Origin of the sequence: Pseudomonas sp. S34 (assembly GCF_009866745.1) — a bacterium.
Taxonomy (GTDB): Bacteria; Pseudomonadota; Gammaproteobacteria; order Pseudomonadales; family Pseudomonadaceae; genus Aquipseudomonas; species Aquipseudomonas jessenii.
In genome coordinates this window covers 1,691,058-1,711,306 of sequence record NZ_CP019398.1, presented here as the reverse complement: position 1 = coordinate 1,711,306, position 20,249 = coordinate 1,691,058, and the positions used below count along the sequence as shown (strand labels likewise).

Here is a 20,249-nt window from a genome sequence, read left to right as displayed (position 1 = left end):
TTGCTCTTTACTGTGAAGAGCCAGGGCCTTTACTGATCAATTTTTGACCAGACCTCATTATTCGCCGACGCTGATCTTCAAGCCAGCGGCTATTGCAAAAGGTGTCAGGGTTATCGCCAAGGCGGTCAGGCTGCCAAGCCATAGGAGATAACCGGTCGCCGGCATTCCCTGCAAGGCCGCCTGCAAGGCGCCACTGCCAAGGATCAATACCGGGATGTACAACGGCAGAATCAGCAGTGCCAGCAACAGGCCGCCGCGCTTCAAACCTACTGTCAGCGCCGCACCCACCGCACCGAGCAGGCTCAGTACCGGTGTACCGAGCAGCAACGAAAGCAGCAACACCGGCAGACAGGCGGCAGGCAAACCGAGCATCAGCGCCAGCAAGGGTGCGAGCAAAACCAGTGCCAGACCGGAAAAAGCCCAGTGTGCCAGCACTTTGGCCAAAACCAGAAGAGGCAGGGGGTGCGGCGAAAGGACCCACTGCTCAAGGGATCCGTCTTCGAAATCACTGCGGAAAAGCCCGTCCAGCGAGAGCAGAACCGATAAAAGTGCCGCGACCCAGACCAACCCCGGAGACAAGGTTTGCAACAATTGAGACTCGGGTCCGACCGCCAACGGGAACAAGGAAACGACGATGGCGAAAAACACCAGCGGATTGGCCAGCTCCGCGGGACGGCGAAACAGCAGACGGGCCTCACGGGCGACCAACAGGCCAAAAACACTCATACGGCCCAATTCCCCAGATCGATGTCGCGATAAGCGGCCGGCATCCGGCTCAGCGTGTGGTGGGTGGTCAACACCACCATGCCGCCACGTTCGCAGTGGCCGGCCAGGTGTTCTTCGAGTTGCGCCACGCCTTGCTTGTCGAGAGCGGTGAACGGCTCATCGAGAATCCACAACGGCGGGCTGTCCAGATACAAACGCGCCAGTGCGACGCGACGCCGCTGCCCAGCGGACAGAGTGTGGCAGGGAACATCTTCGAATCCGCGCAAGCCGACCGCCGCCAAGGCTTGCCAGATCGCCTCACGGGAGGCCGGTTGATGCAGGGCGCAGAGCCAACTCAGGTTCTCTTCCGGTGTCAGCAGATCCTTGATTCCCGCCGCATGGCCGATCCACAGCAGATTGCGCGCCAGCTCAGCGCGCTGCTCATCAAGGGGCTTGCCGTTGAGCAGCACTTGACCGGCGGTCGGATGCATCAGCCCGGAGAGCAGGCGCAACAGGCTGGTCTTGCCGCTGCCGTTGGGGCCACTGATTTGCATCATTTCGCCACTGGCCAGTCTCAAATCGAGATTTTCGAAGAGCAGCCGAAGGTCTCGCTCACAGGCAAGGGCAACGGTTTGCAGGACAGGACTGGTCAAGGGATCACGGGCCTTATACGGTTCAAGTCGGCTCTGGCGCGGCCGTTAAAGAGATGCAGCATAGATGCAATGGCGTCTTGTTCTAGAGAGCTGCGTCAAAGAATTGCAAAGTTTTCGCCATTATTGGATACAACGGCGCGGCATTATACATGCCATACCTTACTCTAAAGAGTGCATTTTCCTCAGGTTGTGACCGCGTATGACAGGCGAAATGAACATCCTCCCGCTACCGCAAACCCTCCCGGCGACTTCGCGCCCGCAGGTGGTCAGCGGTGAGTTGCTCAAGTTGCTGACGCCGGTGGAAGGGCTGATCAGCGTCGGTCAAACCGCCCAGGCCGAAGTGTTGTCGCTCAAGCAGGCGGACCAGACTTTCCAGATGCTGCTCAAGGTCACCCTCGACAGCGGCCGCCAGGCCACGGTCCACACCACCAGCAATCAACCGCTGGCCCAAGGCACCACGCTGGTCGTCACCCAGCCCTCGGCCGGCAACCTGGCCGTGACGGTGCAACAGGCCATTGCTTCCAACGTCGCCACCCTCACCCGCCTCGACACCGCGCAACTGCCCGTTGGCACCCTGCTGCAGGGCAAAGTGCTGACCTCGCAAATGCTGCCCCAGGTGCCCGGCCAGCCCATGGTGTTTCGCTCGATGGTGGGCCTGCTCAACACCGCACTGAGCGGCAGCACACTGAGTATCTACAGCCCGCAACCCTTGCGCATCGGCACCTTGTTGAGCGCACAGGTGCAGGACGCCCAGACAGTGAAGTTCGTGCCCCTGAGCAGCCGACAGGAACAACTGGCGGTGACCCGGCAACTGGTCGACCAGCAAAGCCGCCAGGGCTCGCTGGCTAGCTTGCTCAAGCACCTGCAGAATCTTCCGCCCTCGGACCAGACATCCGTTGAATTGCGCAGCGCTGCTGCCCGTTTGCTCGCCGGCTTGCCGGATGTTCAACAGTTGAGCACCCCCAAGGGCCTGGCCCAGGCCCTGGCCAGCAGCGGCATGTTTCTCGAAAGCAAACTGCTGACCGGGCAAAACCCGACGCTCGCGCCGGACATGAAAGGCGATTTGCTCAAACTGGTTGCGCAGTTGAGTCAGGGCTTGCCGGCCAACACCAGCCTCGGCGCGATCATCGCCGCCAATACCCTGGCCCAGGCCATGCCGAATTTTGTCCGCAATGCCCTGGGCATGCTCGGTCAGGTCAGTGCCAAGCCATCGCCGACCGGTTTCCCGCTGCCCGAACGTCTGTTAAAAGGCGCCGACGGTGAAAACGACCTCGAACACCTGCTTCGCCTGGCCGCCGCCGCGGTTTCGCGCCTGCAAAGCCATCAACTGTCGAGTCTGGAACAAACCGGCGTAACCGCCGACGGGCGGCTGATGAGCACCTGGCAGCTGGAAATCCCGATGCGCAATATGCAGGACATCGTGCCCTTGCAGGTCAAGTTCCAGCGCGAAGACGCCGCCGAAAAACAACAGCCAAAGGAACGTCGCGAAGAACACGAACCCAAGCAACAACTGTGGCGTGTGGAGCTGGCCTTCGCCATGGAGCCTTTGGGGCCGCTGCAAATCCAGGCGCAACTGATCAAGGGCAGCCTCTGCGGCCAGCTCTGGGCCGAGCGGCCATACACCGCCAGCCTGATCGAAAGCAATTTGGCCGGGCTGCGTGATCGCCTGCTGTCCGTCGGTCTGAACGTCGGCGACCTCGATTGCCACCTCGGTGCACCGCCCCAAGGCCCGCAAACCCGCCTCGAACAACGCTGGGTGGACGAAACCGCATGAACAACCCCAACACCCCACGCCAGGCCATCGCCCTCAAATACGACGGCACCCACGCCCCCACCCTCACCGCCAAAGGCGACGAAGAGCTGGCGGAAGAAATCCTGCGCATTGCCCGCGACTGCGAAGTGCCGATCTACGAAAACGCCGAACTGGTGAGACTGTTGGCGCGCATGGAACTGGGAGACAGCATTCCGCAGGAACTCTATCTGACGATTGCCGAGATCATTGCGTTTGCGTGGAGTTTGAAGGGGAGGTTTCCGGCGGGGCAGGATGCGGATGCGCTGATGGTCGAGAAGGATGTTACCGAGCGCGGGGAAGACTACTGAGGATTCGAGGGCGCCTTCGCGAGCAAGCTCGCTCCCACAGATGATCTGCGGTGAACTCATGTTCTGTGTCCGACATAGAACCATTGTAGGAGCGAGCCTGCTCGCGATGGAGGTATGAGCGCCGCGTTTCTTCAGGAGGTCCGCGTCATCGTTGACGTCCATCGCGAGCAAGCTCGCTCCCACAGATGATCTGCGGTGAACTCATGTTCTGTGTCCGACATAGAACCATTGTAGGAGCGAGCCTGCTCGCGATGGAGGTATGAGCGCCGCGTTTCTTCAGGAAGTCCGCGTCATCGTTGACGTCCATCGCGAGCAAGCTCGCCCCCACAGGTGATCTGCGGTGAACACATGTTCTGTGTCCGACATAGAACCATTGTAGGAGCGAGCCTGCTCGCGATGGAGGTATGAGCGCCGCGTTTCTTCAGGAAGCCCCCGTCATCGTTGACGTCCATCGCGAGCAAGCTCGCTCCCACAGGTGATCTGCGGTGAACACATGTTCTGTGTCCGACATAGAACCATTGTAGGAGCGAGCCTGCTCGCGATGGAGGTATGAGCGCCGCGTTTCTTCAGGAGGTCCGCGTCATCGTTGACGTCCATCGCGAGCAAGCTCGCTCCCACAGGTGATCTGCGGTGAACACATGTTCTGTGTCCGACATAGAACCATTGTAGGAGCGAGCCTGCTCGCGATGGAGGTATGAGCGCCGCGTTTCTTCAGGAAGCCCGCGTCATCGTTAACGACCATCGCGAGCAAGCTGAACTGGCCTAATAATTCCGGACACCTCTTAAGGGCGATATGATTTCGCCAACTTGGAGGTTCCATGAACGAAAGAAAGGTCTATACCCGCGAGTTCAAGCTGCATGCTGCCAGCATGGTGCTTGATGATAACTGCCCGGTTCCAGACGTTTGTGCATCGCTGGATATCGGGCCCACCGCTTTACGGCGCTGGGTCGATCAGGTTCGCAAGGAGCGCGAGGGGCAGCCAGTTAAAGGCACTAAGGCGATTACCGAAGATCAACGCCAGATCCAGGAACTGAAGGCCAAGATCAAGCGCATGGAAATGGAAGCCGAGATCTTAAAAAAGGCTACCGCTCTCTTGATGTCGGATCCCGATCGTTTTCGATGATTGCGGAACTAAGAGAGTCGTTCCCGACTGCCATTGTGTGTCGTGTTTTCGATGTGAAGCGCAGCAGCTTTTATGAGTGGCTTCAGCGGCGAGCCAAACCGCGGATCAGACGCGAAGAACTCAAGCTGAAAGTGGTTGAACTGCACAGCGAAAGCCGGGAAGCCATGGGTTCCAGAATGATCAGCAAGAACCTGAAGTCCCAAAACATCGCGATCGGAAGAGGCCTTGTCAGAACGCTAATGAGGGAGGCCAACATTGTCAGTAAACAACGCCAGCCTCACCCATTCAGATCCAAAGGTGTTGAAGCATTTGTCGTGCCCAATCGGCTCAAACGCAATTTTAAGCCGGCTGCAGTCGATCAGGTCTGGTGTGGCGACGTGACCAGCTTGATGGTGGGTGAGCGCTGGGTTCATCTGGCCATCGTGATCGATTTGTTTGCTCGCCGCGTCATTGGCTGGGCGTTTTCGCTGGTCAATGACGCCAACTTGGTCAGCAAGGCGCTACGCATGGCAATAGAGGTTCGAATGTGTCCTCCGGGACTGATGTTCCATTCGGATCAGGGCTGTCAGTACACCAGCCGCAAGTTTCAGGAAGAACTGAAGCGTCGAGACATATTGCAAAGCATGAGTCATCGCGGGCAGTGTTGGGACAACGCTCCAACAGAGCGATTTTTTGGCACGCTGAAATCAGAATGGGTGCCTCGTAGTGGCTACAGCAAGATCGAGGAAGCAAAAACCGATATGGTGCGCTTCTTCATGTACTACAACCGCACGAGGCTCCACAGCTACAACAACTATCTGTCGCCAATAGCCATGGAGCAAAAGGCGGCATAAGCACCGTAACCGGTGTCCGGGATTACTTGACCGGTTCAAGCTCGCTCCCACAGATGATCTGCGGTGAACATATGTTCTGTGTCCGACATAGAACCATTGTAGGAGCGAGCCTGCTCGCGATGGAGGTATGAGCGCCGCGTTTCTTCAGGAAGCCCGCGTCATCGTTAACGACCATCGCGAGCAAGCTCGCTCCTACAGGCTGTCAGTTCTTGTGCAACTTGCTCATCAACTCCGCCTCAGCCTGGGTCAAGCCGCAGGACTGGGTCAGTTCGTTGACGCTGGCGCCCATCCCGACCAGTCGCGCCGCCTGGGCGAACGACAGGCTTGAGGGGTCGCGTTGTTCCAGCTGGGCGAGTTTGTCCGGCAAGGGCGCGACGATCGCCCGCAGTTCATACAGGTCCTCGCCCATGCGCACATTGCCGTTCTGGTAATCCTCGACGCGCCTGGCCAGGTCCTTGATGCGCTGATCGCGCAGCGCATCACCCTGGGCCTGTTGCGCGGCGATCTGCTTTTGACCGCGAATGTATGCCAGGAACATTGCCAGCGTGCCTGCCCAGAACAGGAACAGGACAATGACCGCAACCTCGAGAATCAATCAGATACTCTCCAGTTCCGACCATTCTTCTTCGCTCATCATCTTGTCGAGCTCGACCAGGATGAGCAATTCGTTGTTCTTGTTGCATACGCCTTGAATGAACTTGGCGGACTCTTCGTTACCCACGTTCGGCGCGGTTTCGATTTCCGACTGACGCAGGTAAACCACTTCGGCCACGCTGTCGACCATGATCCCGACCACCTGTTTGTCGGCTTCGATGATGACGATACGGGTGTTGTCGCTGATCTCGGCATTCATCAGGCCGAAGCGCTGGCGGGTGTCGATCACGGTCACGACGTTGCCGCGCAGGTTGATGATGCCCAGCACGTAGCTCGGGGCACCCGGGACCGGGGCGATTTCGGTGTAACGCAAGACTTCCTGGACGCGCATCACGTTGATGCCGTAGGTCTCGTTGTCCAGCTTGAAGGTGACCCATTGCAGGATCGGATCTTCGGAACCTTTTGCCGCCGTTGCCTTGTCATTCATACCCTGCCCCCTCAAGAAACCGCCCTGGCGGTGTGTGTTCTGTGCAACATCATCAGAGTGACGTCGCCTGTTTTGTTTATTTGACTGATGTCGGTCTGTGGCCCGGCTTGCCGCCGGACATGTGCCGGGCTCCGCCGCTGGCGATCAACTCGGCCAGTGAGGCGACATCGAGCAAGGCGCACATGTGTTCTATTACCGTGCCGGCGAGCCATGGCCGCTGACCTCGGTGACTTCTCCATTTGATTTCATTCGGGTTCAGACGCAACGAGCGGCTGACCTGATGCACCGCCAGCCCCCACTCGTAGCCTTGCACCGAAATCACGTATTGCAGGCCTTGCTTGAAATCGTCGCGGTAACGGTCGGGCATGACCCAACGCGCGGTATCGAGCACCTTGAGATTGCCGGCCTGGCTCGGCAGGATGCCCAGGAACCATTCGGGCTGGCCGAACAATGGGGTCAACTCGTGACCGGCCAGGGAGTAAATCGACCCCAGGCACACCAGCGGCACCGCCAGGGTCAAGCCGGCGACATCGAACAGCAGGCATTCGAAGGGTTCGGCAGCCCAGGACGGACGACCGTCGGACTCAACCGGGGGCGGCGTGTTGCTCGGTGGTAGATGCACATCGACGACCGGCGGCACCAGGGTTTGCTGCACTTCGACGACTGCTGGCTGCGCCTCGACAGGTGGTGGCACCAAGGCTTGCAGCAGCGGCGCGATGGTCGAGACCGGCGCCATAACAGGGACCGGAGCTTCGATCACCGGCGCCTTGAACACTGGCGCCACCGATGCCTGCACCGGGACGACCGTCACAGCGGCTGCGGCGTCGCGGGTCTGCTCTTCGAGCACCGCTGCCTGAAACTCGTCCAGCACCGCTTCTGCGGCGATCTCCTCGGCCACTGCCTCTACGGGCAGCGTCAATTCTTCGGTCACTTCCTGCAGCAAGCTGTCCAGGTAGGACTGCAATGCCAGTTGCGGGCGCGAAGTGGTCTTCAATGGCCGGTTCATGAGCACGCACCTGTAGGAGCGGGCATGCTCGCGATGAACCTGAGAGCGCCACGGGGTGTCAGGTTTCCCGCGTCATCGTTGACGACCATCGCGAGCAAGCTCGCTCCTACAGGAATTGGGCTCATGTCACGCCACCTGCGCAACAAGTTGCGCCGCCAGCAGATGCTTGAGCAACGCACGGTAAGCGAGAACGCCACGGCTCTTGCCGTCGAATTGCGAAGGCGTCAGACCGGCGCGGCTGGCATCGCGCAGGCGCGTGTCCACCGGGATATAGCCTTGCCAGATTTCGTCGGGGAATTTGTCGCGCAGCACGCGCAACGTTCCGAGGGACGCCTGGGTGCGACGGTCAAACAGGGTCGGTACGATGGTGAAGGGCAGCGCCTGTTTGCGAGAGCGATTGATCATCGCCAGGGTGTTGACCATGCGCTCAAGGCCTTTGACCGCCAGATGCTCGGTCTGCACCGGGATCACCAGTTGCTGGCTCGCCGCCAAGGCATTGACCATCAGCACGCCGAGCAATGGCGGGCTGTCGATCACGGCGTAATCGAAGTCCTGCCACAGTTGCGCCAGGCTCTTGGCAATCACCAGGCCCAAACCGCTCTGCCCCGGCGACTGGCGCTCAAGGGTGGCCAGTGCGGTGCTGGAGGGCAACAGGGAGATGCGCTCGTCACTGGTCGACAGCAGCAGTTGACCCGGCAGGCCTTGGGGCACGTTGCCCTTGTGCAGGAACAGGTCGTAGCTGCTGTGCTCCAGGGCGTCGGGATCGTAGCCGAAGTAGCTGGTCATGGAGCCGTGGGGGTCGAGATCGACCACGACCACACGCTTGCCCGCCTCCGCCAGTAAACCGGCTAAAGCGATGGAGGAAGTGGTTTTACCGACACCACCCTTTTGATTGGCGACTGCCCAGACTCTCATTCGGATTGTTCCTCCCGGCCGAACGGATCGACCGAGAAATAGCTCAACGTGTTAATGCGGGTGACGGAGAATTGACGGCGTTCTCTCGTACCGGCGACTTGACCGGGGTCGGTGCAGTTTGTGTGCCAGCACGCTTCAAAGCGGCATCCGGTTGCGCATGGGCGGTTCCGGTGCCGGTCAGGCTGCGGCGAACATCGAGGTTGCGCGACACCACCAGCACCACGCGACGGTTGCGGGCGCGGCCTTCGGCGGTGGCGTTGTTGGCCACCGGTTGAAACTCGCCGTAGCCCACCGAAGCCAGGCGACCGGGGTTCACCCCTTGCATCGCCAGCATGCGCACGATGCTCGCCGAGCGTGCCGAGGACAGCTCCCAGTTGGTCGGGTACTGCGCGGTACGGATCGGTTGATCGTCGGTGAAACCTTCGACATGGATCGGGTTGTCGAATGGCTTCAGGATCGCCGCGACCTTGTCGATGATGTTGAACGCGATGTCGCTGGGCATGGCGTCGCCGCTGCCGAACAACAGGCTGGAATTAAGCTCGATCTCGACCCACAACTCATTGCCGCGCACGGTCATCTGGTTGGAGCTGATCAGGTCACCGAACGCCACACTGATGTCGTCGGCGATGCTCTTGAGGGGATCGCTGGTGCCGGAGACGCCGGCATCGACCTGGTCACTGTCCTTGACCAGCGGCTTGGCCGGGGTCACGGTCTTCGGCCGCTCGTCACCGATGGGGATCGGCTTGAGCGAACGGTCGGAGTCGGTAAAGACCCCGATCAATGCCTCGGAAATGACCTTGTACTTGCCTTCGTTGATCGACGAGATGGAGTACATCACCACGAAAAAGGCGAACAGCAAGGTGATGAAGTCGGCATAGGAAACCAGCCAACGTTCATGGTTTACATGCTCTTCATGCTGGCGACGACGTGCCATGAGCTTATTCCCTTAATCCATGAAGCCCTGAAGCTTCAACTCAATGGAGCGAGGGTTTTCACCTTCGGCGATCGACAGGAGCCCTTCCAGCAACATCTCGCGATAACGCGACTGACGTAACGCGATGGATTTGAGTTTGGCGGCAATCGGCAGCAGCACCAGGTTGGCACTGGCCACACCGTAGATAGTGGCGACGAACGCCACGGCAATACCGCTGCCCAGTTGCGATGGATCAGCGAGGTTGCCCATGACATGAATCAGGCCCATGACCGCACCGATGATGCCGATGGTCGGCGCGTAACCGCCCATGCTTTCGAAGACTTTGGCCGCTTCGATGTCGCGGCTTTCCTGGGTGTAGAAGTCCACTTCCAGAATGCTGCGGATGGCTTCCGGCTCGGCGCCATCCACCAGCAGTTGCAGGCCTTTGCGTGCGTAGTTGTCGGGCTCGGCATCGGCGATGCCTTCAAGGCCCAGCAGGCCTTCCTTGCGGGCGGTCAGGCTCCAGTTCACCACGCGGTCGATGCCACCGGCCAGATCGACACGGGGCGGGAACAGGATCCAGGCGAGGATCTGCATGGCGCGCTTGAAGGCACTCATCGGCGATTGCAGTAGCGCGGCGCCAATGGTGCCGCCGAGCACGATCAGCGCTGCCGGGCCGTTGGCCAGGGCGCCGAGGTGACCGCCTTCAAGGTAGTTGCCGCCGATGATCGCGACAAAGGCCATGATGATGCCAATCAGGCTTAGAACATCCATCAGATACAGGCCTCGACCAGGTGCCTGCCAATGTCGTCCAGGCTGTACACCGCGTCGGCGAGCTCGGCTTTGACGATGGCCATCGGCATGCCGTAGATCACGCAACTGGCTTCGTCCTGCGCCCAGATCGAACTGCCGCCCTGCTTGAGCAGGCGCGCGCCTTCGCGACCGTCGGCGCCCATGCCGGTCAGGACCACCGCCAGAACTTTGTCACCGTAGGTCTTGGCTGCCGAACCGAAGGTAATGTCCACGCACGGCTTGTAATTGAGACGTTCGTCACCCGGGAGGATTTTCACCGCGCCGCGGCCGTCGATCATCATCTGCTTGCCACCCGGCGCCAGTAGCGCCAGGCCCGGACGCAGGATATCGCCATCCTCGGCTTCCTTGACGCTGATGCGGCAGAGCTTGTCCAGGCGCTCGGCAAAGGCCTTGGTGAAGGCCGCCGGCATGTGTTGAACCAGCACGATCGGGGCCGGGAAGTTGGCCGGCAATTGGGTCAACACTCGCTGCAGGGCGACCGGGCCGCCGGTGGACGTACCGATGGCCACCAGTTTGAAGGCTTTGCGTTTCGGCGCGGGCGACGACGCAGTGGCCGCATGCGTACGCGCAGGGATCGGTGCCGGACGCACGGGCGCGCTGCTGCCGTAACCGCCGACGCTCGAAGGCGCAGCTGTTGGAGCAGGTGCGGCCACAGGGGCCGGAGCGCTGTAAGTGCTGACGCGACGATTGCTGCGCGAGATGCTCAGGATCTTCTCGCACAACAGTTGCTTGACCTTCTCGGGGTTGCGCGAGATGTCTTCGAAATTCTTCGGCAGGAAGTCCACCGCGCCGGCATCCAGCGCATCGAGGGTGACCCGGGCGCCTTCGTGGGTCAGCGAGGAGAACATCAGGACCGGGGTCGGACAGCGTTGCATGATGTGCCGCACGGCGGTGATGCCGTCCATCATCGGCATCTCGTAGTCCATGGTGATCACATCGGGCTTGAGGGCCAGCGCCTGATCAATCGCCTCTTTGCCGTTGGTCGCCGTGCCGACGACCTGGATATTGGAATCCGCTGAAAGAATTTCCGAGACGCGGCGGCGGAAAAACCCCGAATCGTCCACCACCAGGACTTTGACTGCCATAAACACTCCATTAGATGGAGCGAGGCCAGGCGCCTCGCTCCACCAGAATCAAATACGCCGTGTGGCGTAACGCTTGAGCATGCTCGGAACATCGAGAATCAGCGCGATGCGGCCGTCACCGGTGATGGTGGCGCCGGACATGCCCGGGGTTCCCTGGAGCATTTTGCCCAATGGCTTGATGACTACTTCTTCCTGGCCCACCAGTTGATCGACGACAAAGCCGATCCGCTGCGTGCCCACCGAAAGGATCACCACATGGCCCTCGCGCTGCTCTTCGTGAGCGGCGGAGCTGACCAGCCAGCGTTTGAGATAGAACAATGGCAGCGCCTTGTCCCGCACGATCACCACTTCCTGGCCGTCCACGACGTTGGTGGTCGACAGGTCGAGGTGGAAGATCTCGTTGACGTTCACCAGCGGGAACGCGAACGCCTGGTTACCGAGCATGACCATCAGCGTCGGCATGATCGCCAGGGTCAGCGGCACCTTGATGACGATCTTCGAACCCTGGCCCTTGGCCGAGTAGATGTTGATCGAGCCGTTGAGCTGGGAAATCTTGGTTTTCACCACGTCCATGCCCACGCCACGACCCGATACGTCGGAAATCTCGGTCTTGGTCGAGAAACCCGGGGCGAAGATCAGGTTGTAGCATTCGGTGTCGCTCAGGCGATCGGCGGCATCCTTGTCCATCACACCGCGTTTTACCGCGATGGAACGCAGCACGTTCGGGTCCATGCCCTTGCCGTCGTCGGAGATCGACAGCAGGATGTGGTCGCCTTCCTGCTCCGCCGCCAGGATCACCTTGCCACCCCGGGCCTTGCCCGAGGCTTCACGCTCTTCCGGTGACTCGATGCCGTGGTCAACCGCGTTGCGCACCAAGTGGACCAGCGGGTCGGCCAGGGCCTCGACGAGGTTCTTGTCGAGGTCGGTTTCTTCGCCGACCAGCTCCAGGTTGATCTCTTTCTTGAGCTGGCGGGCCAGGTCGCGAACCAGGCGCGGGAAGCGCCCGAAGACTTTCTTGATCGGTTGCATCCGGGTCTTCATGACCGCGGTTTGCAAGTCGGCGGTGACCACGTCGAGGTTCGACACGGCCTTGGACATGGCTTCGTCGCCGCTGTTGAGGCCCAGGCGGACCAGGCGGTTACGCACCAGCACCAACTCGCCGACCATGTTCATGATCTCGTCCAGACGCGCGGTATCGACACGTACCGTGGTCTCGGCTTCGCTCGCCGGCTTTTCCGCCGGTGGCGCGGCCGGGGCACGGGACGATGCCGGTGCAGCAGTTGCCGGGGCCGGCGCTTCGGCTTTTGGCTCGGGGGCCCTGGCCACCGGTTTCGGCGTAGCTGCCTTGGCGGCAGGTGCCGCAACCGAGGCGTTGGCGCCGGTTGCCGTTCCAACCGTCGCGCCCACTTCAGTGAACTTGCCTTTGCCGTGCAATTCGTCGAGCAGCGCTTCGAACTCGTGATCGGAAATCAGATCGCTGCCGGCCGCCACCGCGCTTGGTGCCGCGGGTGCAGGCACAGAAGCAATGGCCGACTCCAGCGCCTCGACAGCAAAATTACCCTTGCCGTGCAGCTGGTCGAGCAGTGCTTCGAATTCGTCGTCAGTAATATCGGAACTGTCGCCAGTCGCTTTCGGGGCTTCTGGCGCAGCCGGTGCCGGGACCACCGCGTCAACGGCGAACTGGCCTTTACCGTGCAGTTGATCGAGCAACGACTCGAACTCGGCATCGGTGATTTCGTCGCTGCCAGCGGCATTGCCGGCAGGCGCTGGAACAGCCGCCGGGGCCTCGGCCTGGGCCTTGACGGCGTTCAGCGAGTCCAGCAGTTGTTCGAATTCATTGTCGGTGATATCGCCCGACTCGCTTTCAGCCACAGGCGCTTCGACCACAGCGACGACAGGTGCGGCAGCCGCCTCGTCAGCCGATTGCGGCTCGGCCAGACGGGCCAGCGCCGCGAGCAGTTCCGGTGTCGCAGCCGTGATCGGGCTGCGTTCGCGGACTTCGCTGAACATGCTGTTCACCGCGTCCAGCGCTTCGAGAACCACGTCCATCAGTTCCGAGTCGACGCGACGCTCACCCTTGCGCAGGATGTCGAACACGTTCTCGGCGATGTGGCAGCACTCCACCAGCTCGTTGAGCTGGAGGAAGCCGGCGCCCCCTTTTACAGTGTGAAAACCGCGAAAAATTGCATTGAGCAAATCCGCATCATCCGGACGGCTTTCCAGCTCGACCAGTTGCTCGGACAGTTGCTCTAGAATCTCGCCGGCCTCAACCAGGAAATCCTGAAGGATCTCTTCATCGGCGCCGAAGCTCATTAAGGGGGTGCTCCTAAAGGTCTAAAAACCTAAAATGCCTAAAATTCTAAAACCCTAGGCTGGATAGCAAATCGTCCACATCGTCCTGACCGGACACAACGTCTTCTCTTTTATCGGCATGAATCTGCGGACCTTCACCCTGAGAGAGATGTTTTTGTGGATCTTTTTCAGCAAGCATCGCTTCACGGTCATGTTCGATGCCCGCAAAGCGGTCCACCTGACTGGCCATCAGCACGAGCTTGAGCAGGTTGCTTTCAACTTCGGTGACCAACTGGGTCACACGCTTGATCACCTGGCCTGTGAGGTCCTGGTAATCCTGGGCGAGCAGGATGTCGTTCAGGTTGCCCGACACCGCGCGATTGTCCGTGCCGCTGCGCGTCAGGAACCCGTCGACCCGTCGGGCCAGTTCACGAAACTCTTCGGCGCCGACTTCGCGACGCATGAAGCGCCCCCAGTCCGCGCTCAACACCTTGGCTTCATCGGCCAGGCCATTGACCAGCGGCGTGGCACTTTCCACCAGATCCATGGTGCGGTTGGCCGCAGCCTCGGTCAGCTTGACCACATACCCCAGGCGCTCGGTGGCGTCGGTGATCTGCGACACTTCTTCGGCCTGCGGCATGTGCGGGTCAATCTGGAAATTGACGATCGCGCTATGCAGTTCGCGGGTGAGCTTGCCCACTTCCTGATACAGGCCGCGGTCACGGGTCTGGTTGAGCTCATGGATCAATTGCACCGCGTCGCCGAACTTGCCTTTTTCAAGGCTCTCGACCAATTCGAGGGCGTGTTTTTTCAGGGTCGATTCAAAATCGCCCAATGAAGTTTCGTTATTGCCCATAGCTCCCCCGTGGCGCACTCATCAACCGATGCGTTCGAAAATCTTCTCGATTTTTTCTTTCAACGCCTGGGCCGTGAAGGGCTTGACCACATAGCCGTTAACGCCGGCCTGGGCCGCTTCGATGATCTGCTCGCGCTTGGCTTCAGCGGTCACCATCAGCACCGGCAGGTGCTTGAGCTTTTCATCGGCACGCACGTGACGCAGCAGATCGATACCGGTCATGCCAGGCATGTTCCAGTCCGTTACCAGAAAGTCGATGCTTCCGCTGTTGAGCACCGGAATGGCGGTAGTGCCATCGTCGGCCTCGACGGTGTTGGTGAACCCAAGGTCACGCAGCAGGTTCTTGATGATCCGCCGCATCGTTGAGAAGTCATCAACGATGAGGATTTTCATGTTCTTGTCCAATTCGACCTCCAAGCAGTCTTAAACGCGCCCAGCACCTGGACACGCCATTTCAATCAATCCGGCAAAGCACTCAATGACTGTCTGGAGCACAACAGATCGCGACCGGCGCAGTTCAACACCACACCGGCCTCGTTCGCAGTGTCCCCACACTGCCTTCAGCGCGCTCGCCACTCCCCCAAACGCCCCCGCAAACGGGCCGCGCACTGGCTGTGTAACTGGCTGACCCGCGATTCGCTGACCCCCAGGACCTCACCGATTTCCTTGAGATTCAACTCTTCGTCGTAGTACAGCGCCAACACCAGTCGCTCACGCTCCGGCAAATTGGCAATCGCATCCGCCAGCGCAGCCTGGAAGCGTTCATCCTCCAGGTCGCGTGACGGCTCGACATGAGCACTCGCGCCATCCTCGTGCAGCCCTTCGTGTTCGCCGTCCTGCAACAGGTCGTCGAAACTGAACAGCCGGCTGCCCAGGGTGTCGTTCAAAATCCCGTAGTAATCGTCGAGACTCAATTGGAGTTCGGCCGCAACTTCGTGATCTTTAGCGTCACGGCCGGTTTTAGCTTCAATCGAGCGAATGGCATCGCTGACCATGCGCGTATTGCGGTGGACTGAACGTGGCGCCCAGTCCCCCTTGCGCACTTCATCGAGCATGGCGCCGCGGATTCGTATGCCCGCGTACGTCTCGAAACTGGCGCCTTTGCCGGCGTCATATTTGGTCGACACTTCAAGCAGGCCAATCATCCCGGCCTGGATCAGGTCTTCGACCTGGACACTGGCCGGCAAACGCGCCAGCAAGTGGTAGGCAATGCGTTTAACCAGCGGCGCGTAACGCTCGATCAGCTCGTACTGCGCATCACGCGCCGATCTCTTGTAGAGGTTGTAGCCGCTGGCTGTCATAGAACAGGTCCTGCTGTCTGCTGCACGAGGCGCTCGACGAAAAACTCCAGGTGCCCGCGCGGGTTGGCAGGCAGCGGCCAGGTATCAACCTTTTGTGCGATTGCCTTGAACGCCAGCGAGCACTTGGAACGCGGGAAGGCCTCGTAGACGGCGCGCTGCTTCTGCACGGCCTTGCGCACGCTTTCGTCGTAGGGCACCGCGCCGACGTATTGTAAGGCGACGTCGAGGAAGCGATCCGTGACCTTGGTCAACTTGGCGAACAGGTTGCGTCCTTCCTGCGGGCTCTGGGCCATGTTGGCCAGGACGCGGAAGCGGTTCATGCCGTAATCGCGGTTCAGCAACTTGATCAAGGCGTAGGCATCGGTGATCGAGGTCGGCTCGTCGCACACCACCAGCAGCACTTCCTGGGCTGCACGGACGAAACTGACTACCGAGTCACCAATGCCCGCAGCGGTGTCGATCACCAGTACGTCGAGGTTGTCGCCGATATCACTGAAGGCCTGGATCAGGCCGGCGTGTTGCGCGGGGCTCAGATGCACCATGCTCTGAGTGCCGGATGCGGCCGGAACGATACGGATGCCGCCGGGCCCCTGCAGCAATACATCGCGCAGTTCGCAGCGGCCTTCGATCACGTCGGCCAGGGTACGTTTGGGTGTCAGGCCCAGCAGAACGTCGACGTTCGCCAGCCCCAGGTCGGCGTCCAACAGCATGACGCGCCGGCCAAGTTCGGCCAAAGCCAGGGACAAGTTCACTGACACATTAGTTTTCCCGACGCCACCTTTGCCGCCGGTCACCGCGATCACCTGTACGGGATGCATGCTGCCCATGTTATTTCTTTACCTTGTCTTGCATAGACGGAGGCCACATTACTGGCTGCGCGTTCACAAACGGAACAATGCATGGCAGACCATCGATGTAGGTATAAAAACTGTTCATTTTTACCTCAGCCAACCTGCTTGGTCGGGCTGTGGTAGATGTCAGCGAACATGTCAGCCATGGCTTCTTCGCTGGGTTCTTCCTGCATTTGCACACTCACGGCGCGGCTGACCAATTGATGACGGCGCGGCAGATGCAAATCATCCGGGATCCGCGGGCCATCGGTCAGGTAAGCCACCGGCAGTTCATGACTGATGGCAAGGCTCAACACCTCGCCCAGACTAGCCGTTTCATCCAGTTTAGTCAGAATGCAGCCGGCGAGCCCGCAGCGCTTGTAACTGTGATAAGCGGCCGTTAGAACCTGTTTCTGGCTGGTGGTTGCCAGAACCAGATAATTTTTTGAACGGATGCCGCGACCGGCCAGACTTTCGAGCTGCATGCGCAGCGCCGGATCGCTGGCCTGCAGGCCCGCGGTATCGATCAGCACCACGCGTTTGCGCAGCAATGGCTCCAGCGCCTGCACCAAGGACTGGCCAGGGTCGACGTGGGTCACCGACACATTGAGAATGCGCCCCAAGGTCTTGAGCTGCTCCTGGGCACCGATGCGGAAGCTGTCCATGCTCACCAGCGCAATGTTCTGCGCGCCGTACTTGAGCACATAACGGGCAGCCAGCTTGGCCAGGGTGGTGGTCTTGCCCATGCCGGCAGGGCCGACCATGGCGATCACGCCGCCCTCTTCCAGCGGCTCGACCTCCGGAGTAACGATCATGCGCGCCAGGTGCGCCAGCAACATGCGCCAGGCCTGACGAGGCTCTTCGATTTCGGTGATCATTGCCAGCAGGTCGCGCGACAGCGGGCCAGACAGGCCGATACGTTGCAGGCGACGCCAGAGGTTGGCCTGGTCCGGACGGCTGCCTTGCAGCTGATTCCAGGCCAGGGAGCCGAGTTGTACTTCCATGAGTTCGCGCAGGCTGTTGAGCTCGAAACGCATCGAGTCGAACGCACGTGGATCCACGCCACCGGACGCTGGCGCAGCGGCCGGCGCGGGGCGACGGGGTTCGGCGTAGGTCGGTTCGATCAGCGGCTCGGCGGCAGTCAACGGCAATCCGGCGAACAGCTGGCGATTGGTTGCATTGTCGCTCTCGCCATCGCCACGCAGGCTCAATTCGGCCTGGGCGGTGACGATCCGCGACTGAGTCTTGCGCAATTCGTCTTCGAGCTCCATGTTCGGAACCCGCGGCGCCAGCGCCGACAACTTGTAGTCCAGCGCAGCCGTCAGTTCGACCCCCCCGGCGATCCGGCGGTTGCCAATGATGGCGGCATCAGCGCCCAGCTCATCGCGAACCAGCTTCATGGCCTGACGCATATCGGCGGCGAAAAAACGCTTAACTTGCATAAACCACTACCTCAGCCGTTGGGCCCTACTGTCGCAACGATGGTCACTTGCTTGTTGTCAGGGATTTCCTGGTAAGCCAACACATGCAAACCCGGGACTGCGAGCCGGCCAAATCGCGAGAGCATCGCGCGAACCGGACCGGCCACCAGCAGAATCACCGGCTGACCTTGCATCTCCTGACGCTGCGCCGCGTCGATCAACGAACGTTGCAGCTTCTCAGCCATGCTTGGCTCCAGCAGAACGCCCTCTTCAGAGCCTTGTCCTGCCTTTTGCAGACTATTGAGCAATATCTGTTCCAACCTTGGCTCCAGCGTGATAACCGGCAGCTCCGACTCAGTGCCTACAATGCTTTGGACGATTGCGCGGGATACGCCAACCCGCACGGCAGCCACCAGCGCGGCGGTATCTTGACTCTTGGCGGCATTGTTGGCGATCGCCTCGGCAATACTGCGGATATCGCGAACAGGCACTTGTTCGGCCAACAGCGCTTGCAACACCTTGAGCAACTGCGACAGCGAAACCACGCCCGGCACCAGCTCCTCGGCCAGTTTCGGCGAGCTTTTGGCCAGCAATTGCATGAGTTGCTGCACTTCTTCGTGACCGATCAGCTCACTGGAATGCTTGTAGAGTATCTGGTTCAAGTGAGTAGCCACTACTGTACTGGCATCGACCACCGTATAACCGAGGGATTGCGCCTGGGCGCGCTGGCTGATTTCGATCCAGACCGCCTCCAGGCCGAAAGCCGGATCTTTGGCGGTAATGCCATTGAGCGTGCCGTAGACCTGCCCCGGGTTGATCGCCAGCTCGCGATCCGGGTAAATCTCCGCCTCGGCCAGGATCACCCCCATGAGGGTCAGGCGATAGGCACTTGGCGCCAGGTCGAGGTTGTCGCGGATATGCACGGTCGGCATCAGGAAGCCGAGATCCTGGGACAGCTTCTTGCGCACGCCCTTGATTCGCGCCAGCAACTGGCCGCCCTGGTTGCGGTCCACCAGCGGAATCAGGCGATAACCCACCTCCAGGCCGATCATGTCGATCGGCGTCACGTCATCCCAGCCAAGCTCCCTGGTTTCCTGGGCGCGGGCAGGCGACGGCAGCAACTCCTGCTGGCGCTTGACCTCTTGCAGGGCGTGAACCTTGGCGACGTTCTGCTTCTTCCAGAACAGGTAAGCGCCACCGGCCGCCAGGGCCGCCATGCTCAGGAACGAGAAGTGCGGCATGCCGGGCACCAGGCCCATGACCGCCATCAAACCGGCTGCCACCGCCAGCGCCTTGGGCGAGGCGAACATCTGGCGATTGATTTGCTTGCCCATGTCTTCCGAACCGGACGCACGGGTCACCATGATTGCCGCTGCTGTCGATAACAACAGTGATGGCAATTGCGCCACCAAACCGTCACCGATGGTCAGCAGCGCATACACCTTGCCAGCGTCGCCGAAGGTCATGCCGTGCTGGAAGATACCGACCGCCATGCCGCCGATCAGGTTGATGAACAGGATCAACAGACCGGCGATGGCGTCACCGCGGACGAATTTGCTGGCACCGTCCATGGAACCGTAGAACTCGGCTTCCTGGGCCACTTCCGAACGACGGGCCTTGGCCTGGGCCTGATCGATCAGGCCGGCGTTGAGGTCGGCGTCGATCGCCATTTGCTTGCCGGGCATCGCATCGAGGGTGAAACGCGCGCTCACCTCGGAAATCCGCCCCGCGCCCTTGGTCACCACGACGAAGTTGATGATCATCAAAATCGCAAAGACCACGATACCGACCACGTAGTTACCGCCGATCACCACCTCGCCGAAGGCCTGGATCACCTTGCCGGCCGCCGCATGACCGTCCTGACCGTGGAGCATCACCACCCGCGTCGAAGCCACGTTCAGCGCCAGGCGAAGTAACGTTGCCACCAGCAGAATGGTCGGAAACACCGCGAAATCCAGCGGTCGCAGAGCGTAGACGCACACCAGCAGCACGACGATGGACAGGGCAATGTTGAAGGTGAAGAACACGTCCAGCAGGAACGGCGGCACCGGCAACATCATCATCGCCAGCATGACCAGCAGCAACAGCGGCACGCCCAGATTGCCTCGACTGAGGTCGGCAACGTTTGTGCGGGCACTGTTGATTAACTGAGAGCGATCCACCGGTTTTCCCCGTTCCTTTAAAGCAAACTTTTGACGCCTGAAGCGGGCGCAGAGCGGCTACTGCAAGAAGCTTTCCAACTTTTGCAAAGGGAGAAATAGAGCGATTTTTCAGGAGGATATGTGTTGCCTGGGCTGACGTCATCGCGGGCAAGCCACGCT

The 20,249-nt window shown here is 60.4% G+C and carries 20 protein-coding genes and 1 pseudogene; 4 read left to right on the top strand and 17 right to left on the bottom strand.

Translation table 11 applies throughout. From position 1 onward, the window contains the following. Positions 1-57 precede the first annotated feature (57 nt). Both ccmB and ccmA read right to left on the bottom strand, forming a co-directional pair. Positions 58-726 carry a heme exporter protein CcmB gene (ccmB, locus tag PspS34_RS07515; RefSeq protein ID WP_007983326.1) on the bottom strand — a complete coding sequence of 223 codons (669 nt, stop codon included), beginning with the start codon at positions 724-726 and terminating at the stop codon, positions 58-60. After that, complete coding sequence (ccmA, locus tag PspS34_RS07510) at positions 723-1,358, bottom strand: cytochrome c biogenesis heme-transporting ATPase CcmA (protein WP_057715865.1); 636 nt, start codon at positions 1,356-1,358, stop codon at positions 723-725. Before ccmA ends, ccmB begins: the two co-directional genes overlap by 4 nt. 199 nt (positions 1,359-1,557) lie before the next feature. Here ccmA and PspS34_RS07505 point away from each other — a divergent pair, with 199 nt between their 5' ends. The 4 genes from PspS34_RS07505 (at position 1,558) to PspS34_RS07495 (ending at position 5,415) form a co-directional block, all read left to right on the top strand. Then, positions 1,558-3,132 carry a flagellar hook-length control protein FliK gene (locus PspS34_RS07505; RefSeq protein WP_154860749.1) on the top strand — a complete coding sequence of 525 codons (1,575 nt, stop codon included), beginning with the start codon at positions 1,558-1,560 and terminating at the stop codon, positions 3,130-3,132. Further along, a complete protein-coding gene (locus tag PspS34_RS07500; RefSeq protein WP_150813437.1) occupies positions 3,129-3,458 on the top strand; it encodes an EscU/YscU/HrcU family type III secretion system export apparatus switch protein in 330 nt (109 codons plus the stop codon). The genes PspS34_RS07505 and PspS34_RS07500 overlap by 4 nt, the downstream gene beginning before the upstream one ends. An 818-nt stretch (positions 3,459-4,276) precedes the next feature. Next, on the top strand, positions 4,277-4,582 hold the full coding sequence (locus PspS34_RS28475) for an IS3 family transposase (protein WP_008047186.1): 306 nt from the start codon (positions 4,277-4,279) through the stop codon (positions 4,580-4,582). After that, positions 4,579-5,415: an IS3 family transposase gene (locus PspS34_RS07495; RefSeq protein WP_223509062.1), complete on the top strand. Its 837-nt coding sequence runs from the start codon at positions 4,579-4,581 to the stop codon at positions 5,413-5,415. Before PspS34_RS28475 ends, PspS34_RS07495 begins: the two co-directional genes overlap by 4 nt. A 202-nt stretch (positions 5,416-5,617) precedes the next feature. Here PspS34_RS07495 and PspS34_RS07490 read toward each other — a convergent pair whose 3' ends face one another. The 15 genes and pseudogenes from PspS34_RS07490 to flhA form a co-directional block, all read right to left on the bottom strand. Next, positions 5,618-6,010: a DUF2802 domain-containing protein gene (locus PspS34_RS07490; RefSeq protein WP_150813436.1), complete on the bottom strand. Its 393-nt coding sequence runs from the start codon at positions 6,008-6,010 to the stop codon at positions 5,618-5,620. Next, a complete protein-coding gene (locus PspS34_RS07485; protein WP_007980742.1) occupies positions 6,011-6,496 on the bottom strand; it encodes a chemotaxis protein CheW in 486 nt (161 codons plus the stop codon). Positions 6,497-6,572: 76 nt separating this feature from the next. Next, positions 6,573-7,502 (bottom strand): CheW domain-containing protein, encoded by a 930-nt coding sequence (locus PspS34_RS07480; RefSeq protein ID WP_154860750.1) that lies wholly within the window; start codon positions 7,500-7,502, stop codon positions 6,573-6,575. Further along, a pseudogene (locus tag PspS34_RS28860) lies at positions 7,500-7,627 on the bottom strand (outer membrane lipoprotein carrier protein LolA); the annotation flags it as partial. The pseudogene PspS34_RS28860 and the gene PspS34_RS07480, both read right to left, overlap by 3 nt. 1 nt (position 7,628) lies before the next feature. Then, entirely contained in the window at positions 7,629-8,417 is a 789-nt protein-coding gene (locus tag PspS34_RS07475) for a ParA family protein (RefSeq protein ID WP_008020302.1), read from the bottom strand. 43 nt (positions 8,418-8,460) lie between these two features. Next, on the bottom strand, positions 8,461-9,351 hold the full coding sequence (motD, locus tag PspS34_RS07470) for a flagellar motor protein MotD (RefSeq protein WP_154860751.1): 891 nt from the start codon (positions 9,349-9,351) through the stop codon (positions 8,461-8,463). A 12-nt stretch (positions 9,352-9,363) separates the two neighbouring features. After that, positions 9,364-10,104: a flagellar motor protein gene (locus tag PspS34_RS07465; RefSeq protein WP_057715870.1), complete on the bottom strand. Its 741-nt coding sequence runs from the start codon at positions 10,102-10,104 to the stop codon at positions 9,364-9,366. Next, on the bottom strand, positions 10,104-11,228 hold the full coding sequence (locus tag PspS34_RS07460) for a chemotaxis response regulator protein-glutamate methylesterase (protein WP_154860752.1): 1,125 nt from the start codon (positions 11,226-11,228) through the stop codon (positions 10,104-10,106). The genes PspS34_RS07465 and PspS34_RS07460 overlap by 1 nt, the downstream gene beginning before the upstream one ends. Positions 11,229-11,276: 48 nt before the next feature. After that, on the bottom strand, positions 11,277-13,541 hold the full coding sequence (locus PspS34_RS07455; protein ID WP_154860753.1) for a chemotaxis protein CheA: 2,265 nt from the start codon (positions 13,539-13,541) through the stop codon (positions 11,277-11,279). Positions 13,542-13,587: 46 nt separating this feature from the next. Next, positions 13,588-14,376 (bottom strand): protein phosphatase CheZ, encoded by a 789-nt coding sequence (locus tag PspS34_RS07450; RefSeq protein WP_150813431.1) that lies wholly within the window; start codon positions 14,374-14,376, stop codon positions 13,588-13,590. 21 nt (positions 14,377-14,397) lie between these two features. Continuing rightward, entirely contained in the window at positions 14,398-14,769 is a 372-nt protein-coding gene (locus PspS34_RS07445) for a chemotaxis response regulator CheY (protein ID WP_003183998.1), read from the bottom strand. Between the two features lie 167 nt (positions 14,770-14,936). Then, entirely contained in the window at positions 14,937-15,677 is a 741-nt protein-coding gene (gene fliA, locus PspS34_RS07440) for an RNA polymerase sigma factor FliA (protein ID WP_150813430.1), read from the bottom strand. Further along, a complete protein-coding gene (gene fleN, locus PspS34_RS07435) occupies positions 15,674-16,504 on the bottom strand; it encodes a flagellar synthesis regulator FleN (RefSeq protein WP_008001746.1) in 831 nt (276 codons plus the stop codon). Before fleN ends, fliA begins: the two co-directional genes overlap by 4 nt. 116 nt (positions 16,505-16,620) lie before the next feature. Next, a complete protein-coding gene (flhF, locus tag PspS34_RS07430) occupies positions 16,621-17,949 on the bottom strand; it encodes a flagellar biosynthesis protein FlhF (RefSeq protein ID WP_150813429.1) in 1,329 nt (442 codons plus the stop codon). 11 nt (positions 17,950-17,960) lie between these two features. After that, complete coding sequence (gene flhA / locus PspS34_RS07425) at positions 17,961-20,090, bottom strand: flagellar biosynthesis protein FlhA (RefSeq protein WP_102669722.1); 2,130 nt, start codon at positions 20,088-20,090, stop codon at positions 17,961-17,963. Positions 20,091-20,249: the final 159 nt, after the last annotated feature.

Bases quoted from the DNA above. Each gene is read 5' to 3' on its own strand.
- PspS34_RS07465 (WP_057715870.1), bottom strand. From the start codon at position 10,104: ATGGATGTTCTAAGCCTGATTGGCATCATCATGGCCTTTGTCGCGATC.
- fliA (WP_150813430.1), bottom strand. From the start codon at position 15,677: ATGACAGCCAGCGGCTACAACCTCTACAAGAGATCGGCGCGTGATGCG.
- PspS34_RS07505 (WP_154860749.1), top strand. From the start codon at position 1,558: ATGACAGGCGAAATGAACATCCTCCCGCTACCGCAAACCCTCCCGGCG.
- PspS34_RS07480 (WP_154860750.1), bottom strand. From the start codon at position 7,502: ATGAACCGGCCATTGAAGACCACTTCGCGCCCGCAACTGGCATTGCAG.
- PspS34_RS07500 (WP_150813437.1), top strand. From the start codon at position 3,129: ATGAACAACCCCAACACCCCACGCCAGGCCATCGCCCTCAAATACGAC.
- PspS34_RS07445 (WP_003183998.1), bottom strand. From the start codon at position 14,769: ATGAAAATCCTCATCGTTGATGACTTCTCAACGATGCGGCGGATCATC.
- ccmB (WP_007983326.1), bottom strand. From the start codon at position 726: ATGAGTGTTTTTGGCCTGTTGGTCGCCCGTGAGGCCCGTCTGCTGTTT.
- PspS34_RS07495 (WP_223509062.1), top strand. From the start codon at position 4,579: ATGATTGCGGAACTAAGAGAGTCGTTCCCGACTGCCATTGTGTGTCGT.
- PspS34_RS07455 (WP_154860753.1), bottom strand. From the start codon at position 13,541: ATGAGCTTCGGCGCCGATGAAGAGATCCTTCAGGATTTCCTGGTTGAG.
- PspS34_RS28475 (WP_008047186.1), top strand. From the start codon at position 4,277: ATGAACGAAAGAAAGGTCTATACCCGCGAGTTCAAGCTGCATGCTGCC.
- PspS34_RS07450 (WP_150813431.1), bottom strand. From the start codon at position 14,376: ATGGGCAATAACGAAACTTCATTGGGCGATTTTGAATCGACCCTGAAA.
- PspS34_RS07485 (WP_007980742.1), bottom strand. From the start codon at position 6,496: ATGAATGACAAGGCAACGGCGGCAAAAGGTTCCGAAGATCCGATCCTG.
- PspS34_RS07475 (WP_008020302.1), bottom strand. From the start codon at position 8,417: ATGAGAGTCTGGGCAGTCGCCAATCAAAAGGGTGGTGTCGGTAAAACC.
- fleN (WP_008001746.1), bottom strand. From the start codon at position 16,504: ATGGGCAGCATGCATCCCGTACAGGTGATCGCGGTGACCGGCGGCAAA.
- flhF (WP_150813429.1), bottom strand. From the start codon at position 17,949: ATGCAAGTTAAGCGTTTTTTCGCCGCCGATATGCGTCAGGCCATGAAG.
- motD (WP_154860751.1), bottom strand. From the start codon at position 9,351: ATGGCACGTCGTCGCCAGCATGAAGAGCATGTAAACCATGAACGTTGG.
- PspS34_RS07460 (WP_154860752.1), bottom strand. From the start codon at position 11,228: ATGGCAGTCAAAGTCCTGGTGGTGGACGATTCGGGGTTTTTCCGCCGC.